The following is a 10,799-nucleotide window of genomic DNA, read 5'->3' on the forward strand; positions in this document are numbered from 1 at the left end:
GGGGCACGGGCCACGAAATACATGAAGGCGAAAGTCGCCAGTGCGGCAACGTAGAAGACCGCCCGGGAGCGCCGGCTGCGCGCGCGCTTCAGGGCCAGGCTGCCCAGCACGACGTACACCACCAGCAGCGCCAGCTTCACCGACAGCCAGGGCACCACGAAGGGGTTGAGCTTGAGCGCGGTCAGGAGCATCAACGCGGCCGTCAGCAGCACGGTGTCGATGGTGTAGCTGAGGTAGCGCAGCGGCGCCGCCATCGCCCACTTCACGCCGCCCAGCACTAGGGCGCCGCGCACCGCGAACAGGCCGACGCTGGCCAGCACCGCGGCGATGTGCACCATTTTTATCTGGAAGTAGAACTCGATCATCGAAAGGTCCTCAGCCCGGGCGGCCATCGGTGCGCGGGGTGGCATAGATCCAAAGCGAACGCAGCACCCAGGGCAGGAACACCAGCACCCAGCCGATGCTTGCGGCCAGGAACCAGGGCGCCGGATTGGCGGCCAATTCCGAGCCGACGCGCATCACCGCCACGGCCTGCATGCCGATGAAGGCCAGCGCCGGCACCTTGCCCAGCACCAGCGGCCGGCCCGAATGGCCCTGGGTGACCCGCGTCACCATCGCCACCAGCAGGCTGCCGAAGAAGCCGATGGACACGGCGTGCACCGGCCCGCGGCCCAGGGTGAATTCGCCGGTGCCCAGGAACCACAGGCTCTGCGTGGCGTACAGGGCCAGCGCGACCGGCAGCCAGGCGTAGCCGATGAACAGCACGCGCAGCAGCGGTGGCGCCTTGCCGCGCGGCCACCAGCGCCACAGCGCCAGGCCGGTGATCGCCAGCAGCGGCAGGTCCACCAGCCACAGCCACTGGTACAGATGCGCCAGCTCCAGCGCCAGGTGGCCCAGCCACAGCGGCCAGCTGGCGGCCAGCAGCCACATCGGCCGCCAGGGCCGGTAGCCCGCCACCACGTTGCCGGCGAAGAACGGGAACATGCGGTGCGCCACCGTCGAATAGATCGGCACCAGCAGCCCGAAAGTGCCGATCTTGAGCATCGCGAAGGCCAGGCGCGGTTCCTGCGGCATGTGCAGGTAGGCGACGAAACAAAGCAGGCCGGCCAGGCCCATCAGCAGGCCGGCGAAGCAGGACACCGCGTGCCAGTTGCCGCTGCGGTCGCGCAGCAGCCAGCCGGCGAGCACCGCCATGGCGGCGATCCAGCCGGCCAGGGTATTGACCACGCCGATGTGCAGCAGCAGCGCCGAGCCCGCCAGCAGGCCAGCCAGGGTGAGCACCTGGCCCAGCACCAGCCCCAGGCCCACCGGCAGGTAGTGCCAGCGGCTGGCGTCGGTCTGCGCCATCCAGCGCGGGAACACCGTCAGCAGGAAGCCGAAGATGAAGGTCGGCAGCACCTGGTACTGCATGATGAAGGCGTGCATCCAGCCCGCCGGCACCGTCGGCGTGGGCAGCCGCCCGCCCAGCCAGCCGGTCCACCAGGCCATGGCCGCCAGCACGTTGGCCGCGCCGATGAAAAACAGCAGGCGGTGCGGCGCGGCGGCGATTGCGGCCAGCGGGAACGGGTTCTGGGTCGTTGTGTCAGCCATGGGGGAATGGTGGGGTGCCCGCGAGGCCGACGCCTTGACGCAAGTCATTCGCATTGGCGATGGCCGAAAAAAAGGGGCCACCGAAGTGGCCCCGAACATCACGCATCGGAGAGACGTGTTGTCAGCGCGCCGACTCGGTCGCTCCGTCCACCGGCACCGGGGCCGATTTCGGGGCGATCCACAGCCGCAGCACGAACCAGGCCAGGGCCAGGGCGCCGACGCTGAAGAGCGTATCGCCCGGCACGCGCATCCACACCAGCATGTCCACGATCGGCTGTTGCATGAACTCGGCCGAGCGGGCGAACCAGTAGCCGTTGTTCATCGCGGCGTTGACCTGCAGGATGCCCAGCGGCAGCAGGGTGAACAGCGCCATGCCCGACAGGCCGATGTTGAGCGACCAGAACGCGGTGCGCAGCGGCGCCTCCGGCCAGATCGCCTGCGGCTTCATGCCGCGCAGGCAGAACAGCATCAGGCCGATGCCCAGCATGCCGTACACGCCGAACAGCGCGGTGTGGCCATGCAGCGGGGTCAGGTTCAGGCCCTGCATGTAGTACAGCGGCAGCGGCGGGTTGATCAGGAAGCCGAACAGGCCGGCGCCCACCAGGTTCCAGAACGCCACCGCGGTGAAGAACAGGATCGGCCACTTGTAGCGCTGCATCCACGGCGTCGCCTTGCCCAGCTTGAAGGTGTGGTAAGCCTCGAAGCCGACGTAGGCCAGCGGAACCACTTCCAGCGCCGAGAAGGACGCACCAAGCGCGATCACCGCGGTCGGCGTGCCGGTGAAGTACAGGTGGTGCAGGGTACCGAGCACGCCGCCGGCCATGAACACGATGGTCGCGAAGAGCACGGCCACCGTCGCCGTCGTGGTCTTGATCAGGCCCAGCTTGGTGAACAGGAAGGCGATGACGGCCGTGGCGAACACTTCGAAGAAGCCTTCGACCCACAGGTGCACCACCCACCAGCGCCAGTATTCGACCATCGACAGGTGGGTGTGTTCGCCCCACAGCAGGCCGGCGCCGTAGAACAGACCGATCGCGACGGTGGAGAGGAACAACAGGGTGGTGATGGACTTGGACTCACCGCCCATGCGGATGGCCGGCACCAGGCAGCGGCCGACCAGCGTGAGCCAGATGCCCAGGCCCAGGAACAGGAACCACTGCCAGAAGCGGCCCAGGTCCACGTATTCCCAGCCCTGGTGGCCGAACCAGAAGTTGTTGGCCAGCCCCAGCTTCTGCATCACCGCGAACCACTGGCCCGCGAAGGAACCGACCACGATGATGATCAGGCAGACCCAGAGCACGTTGACGCCCAGCGCCTGGTACTTGGGTTCATGCCCGGAAATCGCCGGTCCGATGTACAGGCCCATGCCCAGCCAGGCGGTGGCGATCCAGAGCACCGCCAGCTGCGTGTGCCAGGTGCGGGTAAGCGAGTAGGGCAGGATCTCGGACAGCGCGAAACCGTAGAAGTCCTGGCCTTCGACCTGGTAGTGCGCGGTCATCGCGCCCAGCAGGATCTGCGCCAGGAACAGTGCGACCACGAGCCAGAAATACTTGGCGGTGGCCTTCATCGACGGCGTCACCTTCACGTCCGCCAGCGGGTCGGTCAGCGGCAGCTTCGGATCCTCGTCGCGTTCGTGGTTGACGGCGTAGTGCCAGCCCAGCAGGGCGATGCCGGCGATCAGGAACAGCACGCTGAACACGGTCCACATGAGCAGGTTCGACGGCGGCTCGTTGCCCACCAGCGGGTCGTAGGGCCAGTTGTTGGTGTAGCTGATTTCCTTGCCCGGGCGCTGGGTGACCGCGGTCCAGGAGGTCCACCAGTAGAAGGCGGTCATCTGGCGGCGGTGTTCGGCGTCGGCGACGGTGGACTCCTTCATCGCATACGCTTCGCGCAGGGATTTGGTGGCCGGGTCGTTGCTGAACAGGCTCTGGTAATGCGCGGACACGTTGTGGATGGCCGCCAGGCGGTCATCGTCGATGACGATGGTGCCCTTGGCTTCGTCGAAGGTGTTGGTGCGCATCATGTCCTGCAGGCGCGACTGCAAGGCGGCCTGCTCGGGCTTGCCCAGGGCGTCGTAGCCGGGGGCGGAATATTGCGCGCGGGCCCAGCGGTCGAGAATCTCGACGGCCTCGCGGTGCAGCCAGTCGGCGGTCCAGTCGGGGGCGACATAACCGCCGTGGCCCCAGATCGAACCCAACTGCTGGCCACCGATGGACTGCCAGACGACGCGGCCGGTCTGGATGTCTTCCTTGGTGAAGACCACCTGGCCGGAGGTGGTGACCACCTGTTCCGGGATGGGTGGCATGACGCGGTGGATCTCGCTGCCCACCCACAGCAGGGCGGAAAACGAAACCACCAGCAGGGCGGCAAGGCCCAACCACAGTTTCTTGGTGCTGCTCATGACGGCTCTCCTGACAGGATGCCGCCATGGTCCGGTTCGGGCGCCCCCCGGTCACTGACCCAGGTCAAGCGCAGAAGAGTCGCGCCTGAAGGCGTTCCCAACTGGAGCAGGCTAGTTGCGCAGGACGGCCAGGGCGAGGGTTTCGAGGCGGCCGGCGTCGAGGATCTCGAGTTCGCGGCGATCGACCTTGACCATCCCGTCTTCCTGCAGGCGCCGCAGCACCCGGCTGACCGTTTCCGGCGCAAGGCGCAGGTAGTTGGCGATGTCGGTGCGGGTCATCGTCAGGTGCAGGCGCGTGGCCGAAAAACCGCGCTGAGCAAAGCGCCGCGACAGCGCCACCAGGAAGGCCGCCATGCGCTGGTCGGCCGTATAGTCGCCCGCCAGCAGCGCCGCCTTGCCGATGTCCTGGCTGAGCAGCCGGAACAGCTGCGCCTGCAGCCCCGGCATGCGCGTCGCCAGCAGCGCCATCTTCGGGAACGAGAACCGGCACAGCATCACCGTGTCCAGCGCCACCGCGTTGCAGGGGTAGCGCGCCTCGCTGATTGCGTTCAGGCCGATGATCTCGCCCGGCAGGTGGAAACCCAGCACCTGCTCGTGGCCGGCGGCGTCGAGCACGTAGGTCTTCACCGTGCCCGCGCGCACCGCCGCGATGGCATTGAACTCGTCGCCTTCCCGGAAGATGTGCTCGCCTTCGTGGAACGGGCCGACGTGTTCGACCAGCACGTGCAGGTCCATCAGGTCCGACTTGTTGTAACCCTGCGACAGGCAGGCGTCGGAAAACGCGCAAGTGCTGCAGAAATGCAGCTGGTCGCCGTCGTCGGCGATCGGATTGTGCCGGGGCCGGCGGGCCGTCGGGCTCACGCGGCGCTCCCCGGCGCGGTCAGATGGCCTTGGAGAACCGGGCCGGCTCGGCCTGGGGCTGGTGCAGGTAGCGGTCGAAACATGCCGCGATGATACGCAGCAGCAGCCGCCCGCGCGAGGTGGCCGTGATCCGGGTCGGGGAGGTTTCCACCAGGCCGTCGGCCTTCAGGGCCTCCACGCGGTCCAGCTCCGCGGCGAAATAGCGGGCGAAGTCGATTTCGTGGCGCTCTTCCAGCGCCGGGATGTCCACTTCCCCCTGGCACATCAGCTGCTGGATCAGGTCGGCCCGCAGCACGTCGTCGGCGTCGAGCTCCATGCCGCGCCAGGTCGGCAGGTGGCCGTTGTCGATGGCGATTTCCCAGCTGGCCAGGTCGCGCGGATTCTGGCTGTAGGTGTCGCCCACGTGGCTGATGGCGCTCACGCCCATGCCGATCAGGTCGCAGTCGGCGTGGGTGGTGTAGCCCATGAAGTTGCGGTGCAGGCTGCCGCGTTCCTGGGCGACCGAAAGGTCGTCCCCGGGCAGGGCGAAGTGGTCCATGCCGATATAGCGGTAGCCGGCGGCCGAGAGCTTTTCGATCGCCAGCTGCAGCAGGCCCAGCTTGTCTTCCGGGCTGGGCAGCTGGGAGTCCTCAATCTGCTTCTGGGCCCGGAACAGCTGCGGCATGTGCGCGTAGCTGTACACGGCCAGGCGGTCGGGGCGGGTCGCGATGACGGTGTCCAGGGTCTTGCCGAAGCCGGCCCGGGTCTGCAGCGGCAGGCCGTAGATAAGGTCCACGTTGACCGAGCGGAAGCCGTGCTGGCGGCAGGCGTCGATGACGGCCTGGGTTTCTTCCACCGACTGCAGGCGGTTCACCGCGGCCTGCACGGCCGGGTCGAAGTCCTGCACGCCCAGGCTGGCGCGGTTGAAGCCCATGAAGGCCAGGGCCTCGATGTCGCCCTTGTCGACGAAACGCGGGTCGAGCTCGATCGAGAAGTCGCGGGTGGGCGACTGGCTGAAGCGGAAGTGGGTGTTGAGGCTCTCGAGCAGTTCACCGATCTGGCTGGCGGTGAAGAAGTTCGGGGTGCCGCCGCCCAGGTGCACCTGCAGCACCTCGCGGTCGCGGTCGAACAGCGGGCCCAGCATCGCCACCTCGCGCACCAGGCGCGAGAGGTAGGTGCCGGCGCGCGCCTTGTCGCGGGTGATGATGCGATTGCAGCCGCAGTAGAAACACGGGCTGAAGCAGAACGGCACGTGCGCATACAGCGACAGCCGGCGCGGGATCGGGTCGTCGTTGCTCAGGCGCGCGGCGCGGGCGAAGTCGGTCTCCCCGAAGCCCGGCTTGAACTGCGGGGCGGTCGGGTAGGACGTGTAGCGCGGACCGGGCCGGTCGTAGCGGCGAAGCAGGTCGGCGTCGAAGGGGGGGATGGCAGCCATGGCAGGCATCGTGCCGGCCGGAGGCGGGATATGCCTTGACCTCCGTCAAGCTGCGCGGCGTCGGCTCAGATCCACTTTGCCCGGCGCAGCATGATGAACAGGCCGACCACCACCGTCAGGGTGACGCCCACCACCAGCGGGTAGCCCAGGCGGGTGGCGAACTCGGGCATGTGCGGGAAGTTCATGCCGTACCAGCTGGCCACCAGGGTCGGCCCCGCCAGCAGCGCCGCCCAGCCGGCCAGGCGCTTGACCACCTCGCCCTGGGACACGGTGACCAGGGCCAGGTTCACCGACATCGCGGCGGTCAGCATCTCGCGCAGGGTGTCGGTGGCGTCGTTGACGCGCAGGGTGTGGTCGTAGACGTCGCGGAAGTACAGGCGCATTTCTTCGCCCACCAGCTGCGTGTGCACGCGGGTCAGCTGGCCGGTGATGTCCTGCATGGGCGCCACGGCCAGGCGCAGGGTGGTGACCCGGCGCTTGAGGTCGTAGAGCTTGCGCACGGTTTCGCGGCTGAAACTTTCGGCGAAAATGTCCTTTTCCAGCGCGTTGAGCTGGTCGCGGAACTCGTCGACGATCGGCAGGTAGTTGTCGACGATGAAGTCGAGCACCGCATACAGACCGTAGGACGGCCCCAGGGCCAGCAGCTCGGGCTCGCGTTCGACCCGGTTGCGCACGCCGTTGTAGGACAACGAGGAGCCGTGCCGCACCGTCACCAGGAAGCGCGGACCGATGAACAGGTGGGTCTCGCCGAAGCTGACCTTGCCACCCTGGGCCTGGGCGGTGTGCACGGCGATGAACAGCGTGTTGCCGTAGGCCTCGATCTTGGGCCGCTGGTGGGCGTGCTGGGCGTCCTCGATGGCCAGGTCGTGCAGGCCGAATTCTTCCTGCAGCTTGTCCAGCAGCGCCGGCGCGGGCTCGTACAGCCCGACCCAGACGAAGCTGCCGTCGTCCACGGCCAGCACGTCGCTGATGGCGTCGAGGGAGATGTCGCTGCGGGCGCCGTCGCTGGCGTAGCGCACGCAATTGACGATGGTGGCCGAAGCGGGTGCGTCCATTATTCGTCTCCGCCCGTGGGTTTGGGGTCCATGGTACGCAGCAGCGCCCAGTGCAGCGGCAGCAGCAACAGCACCCATTCGACGTTTTCCTGGGGCAGGAAGGGCAGGAACTTCAGGAAGCCCGCCACCGCGGCGCTGCCCGCGACCACCCAGAGCAGGATGCGGAACCGGTTCGACGGGACGCGCCCGCGCAGCCTGGCCCAGGCGCCGGGCAGCAGGCCCAGGCACAGCGGGCTGAGCAGCAGCAGGTTTTCATTGCCATGCCCGGCCACGTGCGAGGTGCCGAACCAGATGAAGGCCATCACCAGGCCCGCCACGCCGGCCAGCAGCCAGAAGGCCAGGGCGCCGGCGGCGAGGGCACGTGGCGCGCGCTTGCCGGCGACCAGCACCGCCAGCGCCAGCGCCAGCCCGGCCAGGAAGGCCTGGGTGCGCAGCCGCGGCGCCTCCGCCGGCGGCGGCACCAGCCGGTGCGGCAGCAGCCGTTCTTCGGCCAGCACGAGCGGGCGGCCGTCGGTGCGTTTTACTTCGCGCAGGGCGTCGCGCAGGCGCATCGGGATGAAGGATTCGTCCCAGCGCGACAGCGGCCGGTCGCCGTAGCCGGACAGGCCGACGTGGAAACCCAGCGCCATCCAGGGCGCCGGCGCGGCCAGGCGCACCGATTCGCTGCGGAAGGTATTGCCCTGCGAACGCCCGCTGAGCTGGGCGCGAAGCTGGCCGCCCAGGGTTTCATCGATGGCGTCGCGAACGCGCGTGGAGCAGTTGGCGTCGTAATAATCGTAGGTGTAGCGGGCGTTTTCGGGCAGCGCGTTCACGGCCAGGCGCGCGGCCATGGCCCGGGCTTCTTCGGGCGTGAGGTCGAGCCACTGGATCACCGCGCCGCGGCCGGTGCGTTCGTAATAGGCCAGGTCGCTGGCGGCGGGCAGCACTTCGAGCCGGTATTCCATGCGGCCACGGATGAAATTCCAGTGGAAGCCGGGTTCATCCAGGTCGAAGAAGCCGAAGTTGTACGACAGCGGCCGGGCCGCGGCCGGGTCATCGACGACGATGGCGTTGTGGCCGAAACGTTCCCAGAAGATCTCGCCCGGCTCCATGGTCAGCACGCCGATGCGCGGCGCGGCCATGGCCAGGCCCGGCAGCAGCCAGGCCAGCAGGCACAGCAGCCACCAGGCGGCGTGGCGCCGGCCCTCAGTCCTCGCCATGCACGCTGACGATGAAAGTGTGCACCCGGCGCTGGTCGGCGCGGCCGACGCGGAAGTGGAAGCGGCCCAGGCCCAGGTCCTCGCCGGCTTCGGGCAGGTGGCCGATGGCCGCGGTGACCAGGCCGCCGATGGTGTCGTATTCGTCTTCCGGGAAATCGGCCCCGAAACGTTCGTTGAAGTCTTCGATCGGGGTCAGCGCATCCACCAGGTACTGGCCGTCGGCCTGGGCGGCGATGAGCTTGGTTTCGTCGGCGTCGTCGTGTTCGTCGTCGATCTCGCCGACGATCTGCTCGAGCACGTCCTCGATGGTGACCAGGCCGGCTACGCCGCCGTGTTCGTCCACGACGATGGCCATGTGGTTGCGCGAGAGCCGGAATTCCTTGAGCAGCACGTTCAGGCGCTTGGATTCGGGGATGAGCACGGCCGGACGCAGCAGTTCGCGCACGCTGCCGGGACCGCCGTCGCTGACCATGCCGCGCAGCAGGTCCTTGGCCAGCAGGATGCCCAGGATTTCGTCGCGATCTTCGCCGTGCACGGGGAAGCGGGAGTGGCCGGACTCGACCACCAGGTTCATCAGGTCCAGGAATTTCGCGTCGATGGGCAGGGATACCATCTGCGAACGCGGCACCATGATGTCGCCGACCTGCTGTTCGGACACCGACAGGGCGCCTTCGAGCATCTTCAGGGTGTCGGCCTCGAGCAGGCCGTTGGCCTGGGCCTCGCGCAGGATCTCGAGCAGGTCCTCGCGGGTCTCGGGTTCGCCGGAAAAGGCCTGGCTCAGGCGTTCAAGCCACGAGCGGCGTTCCGGCGGGCTACTAGGGGAATCTTCGGACATTTCTGGGTTCAGGGGCGCCAAGGGGGCGGGAGGTCGAGTTTAACCGGCTTCAATAGGGGTCGGGGATGCCCAGGCCGGCCAGGATCTCGCGCTCCAGCAGCTCCATGGCCTCGGCTTCACGCTCGTCGTCGTGGTCCAGGCCCAGCAGGTGCAGCACGCCGTGCACGGTGAGGTGGGCGTAGTGGCTGGCCAGGGGCTTGCCCTGTTCCTTCGCCTCGCGGGCGACCACCGGGGCGCAGATGACCAGGTCCCCGAGCAGGGGCAGGTCGACGCCCTCGGGCAGGTCGACCGGGAAGCTGAGCACGTTGGTGGCGTAGTCCTTGCCGCGGTAGTGGCGGTTCAGCGCCCGCCCTTCCTTGGTATCGACCACCCGGATGGCCAGGTCGCCGCGGCGGATGCGGCCCCGGGCGGCGGCCTCGGCCCAGCGCCGGAAGCTGACCGCGGCCGGCAGGCCCTTGCGGGGCAGCCCGTAGCTGACGCTTACGTCCAGGTCCAGCGGTGTCCGGCTCATTCCTGCGACTCCTTGCCGTCCCGCGCATCGTAAGCCCGGACGATGCGCGCCACCAGCGGGTGGCGCACCACGTCGCGGGCGGTGAAGAAGGTGAAGCTGATGCCGTCCACGCCGCGCAGCACGTCGATGCCGTCGCGCAGGCCGGACTTCTGGTGCTTGGGCAGGTCGATCTGGCTCAGGTCGCCGGTGACCACCGCGGTGCTGCCGAAGCCTATGCGGGTCAGGAACATCTTCATCTGTTCGATGGTGGTGTTCTGGGCCTCGTCGAGGATGATGAAGGCGTCGTTCAGCGTCCGGCCGCGCATGTAGGCCAGCGGCGCGACTTCGATGACGTTGCGCTCGAGCAGCTTGGCCACTTTTTCAACGCCCAGCATCTCGTACAGCGCGTCGTAGAGCGGCCGCAGGTAGGGGTCGACCTTCTGGCTGAGGTCGCCGGGCAGGAAGCCGAGCTTTTCGCCGGCCTCGACCGCCGGGCGCACCAGCAGCACGCGCTGCACGCGGCTTTCGTTCAGGGCTTCCACCGCCATGGCCACGGCCAGGAAGGTCTTGCCGGTGCCGGCCGGGCCGATGCCGAAGTTGATGTCGTGGGTGGCGATGGCGTGCAGGTACTTCTGCTGGTTGTCGCCGCGCCCGCGGATGGTGCCGCGCTTGACCCGGATGGCCACGTCCTGCGGCGCGAAGCTGTCGTCGATGTGATCGAGGCTGGCTTCGCCCATGCGCAGGTGCAGCTTGTGCGGGTCGAGGGTCTCGGTCGCGGTTTCTTCGTACAGCGCGTGCAGCAGCTTCTCCGTCGCTTCGACGGGTTTGCCTTCGCCTGTGACCCGGAAAATATGGCCGCGGTTGGCGATCTCCACGCCCATGCGCAGCTCGATCTGGCGCAAGTGCTCGTCGAAGGGCCCGGCCAGGTTGGCCAGCCGCTCCACGTCCTGCGGC

10 protein-coding genes are annotated in these 10,799 nt (G+C 68.1%); all 10 read right to left on the reverse strand.

What is annotated here, in order from left to right; all coding sequences use genetic code 11:
• On the reverse strand, nt 1–365 hold a 365-nt coding region (locus tag AACZ35_RS08525; protein WP_339828215.1), incomplete at its 3' end, for a SirB2 family protein.
• Nucleotides 366–375: 10 nt separating this feature from the next.
• The gene (locus AACZ35_RS08530; protein WP_339828216.1) at nt 376–1,590 is read right to left on the reverse strand and encodes an NnrS family protein; all 1,215 of its coding nucleotides are present in this window, start codon (nt 1,588–1,590) and stop codon (nt 376–378) included.
• Nucleotides 1,591–1,711: 121 nt separating this feature from the next.
• Nucleotides 1,712–3,991 (reverse strand): nitric-oxide reductase large subunit, encoded by a 2,280-nt coding sequence (locus tag AACZ35_RS08535; RefSeq protein WP_339828217.1) that lies wholly within the window; start codon nt 3,989–3,991, stop codon nt 1,712–1,714.
• Between the two features lie 111 nt (nt 3,992–4,102).
• Entirely contained in the window at nt 4,103–4,852 is a 750-nt protein-coding gene (locus tag AACZ35_RS08540; RefSeq protein WP_339828218.1) for a helix-turn-helix domain-containing protein, read from the reverse strand.
• Between the two features lie 19 nt (nt 4,853–4,871).
• A complete protein-coding gene (hemN, locus tag AACZ35_RS08545; RefSeq protein WP_339828220.1) occupies nt 4,872–6,266 on the reverse strand; it encodes an oxygen-independent coproporphyrinogen III oxidase in 1,395 nt (464 codons plus the stop codon).
• Nucleotides 6,267–6,331: 65 nt separating this feature from the next.
• Nucleotides 6,332–7,321: a magnesium/cobalt transporter CorA gene (gene corA, locus AACZ35_RS08550; RefSeq protein ID WP_339828221.1), complete on the reverse strand. Its 990-nt coding sequence runs from the start codon at nt 7,319–7,321 to the stop codon at nt 6,332–6,334.
• A complete protein-coding gene (locus AACZ35_RS08555; protein WP_339828222.1) occupies nt 7,321–8,520 on the reverse strand; it encodes a DUF4105 domain-containing protein in 1,200 nt (399 codons plus the stop codon). The genes corA and AACZ35_RS08555 overlap by 1 nt, the downstream gene beginning before the upstream one ends.
• A complete protein-coding gene (locus AACZ35_RS08560; protein WP_339828223.1) occupies nt 8,507–9,355 on the reverse strand; it encodes a transporter associated domain-containing protein in 849 nt (282 codons plus the stop codon). The genes AACZ35_RS08555 and AACZ35_RS08560 overlap by 14 nt, the downstream gene beginning before the upstream one ends.
• A 49-nt stretch (nt 9,356–9,404) precedes the next feature.
• The gene (gene ybeY / locus AACZ35_RS08565; protein WP_339828225.1) at nt 9,405–9,866 is read right to left on the reverse strand and encodes an rRNA maturation RNase YbeY; all 462 of its coding nucleotides are present in this window, start codon (nt 9,864–9,866) and stop codon (nt 9,405–9,407) included.
• Nucleotides 9,863–10,799: PhoH family protein (locus AACZ35_RS08570; RefSeq protein ID WP_339828227.1), on the reverse strand; the 937-nt coding region annotated here is incomplete at its 5' end. The genes AACZ35_RS08570 and ybeY, both read right to left, overlap by 4 nt.

Source organism: uncultured Arenimonas sp. (assembly GCF_963976025.1).
Lineage (GTDB): Bacteria > Pseudomonadota > Gammaproteobacteria > Xanthomonadales > Xanthomonadaceae > Arenimonas.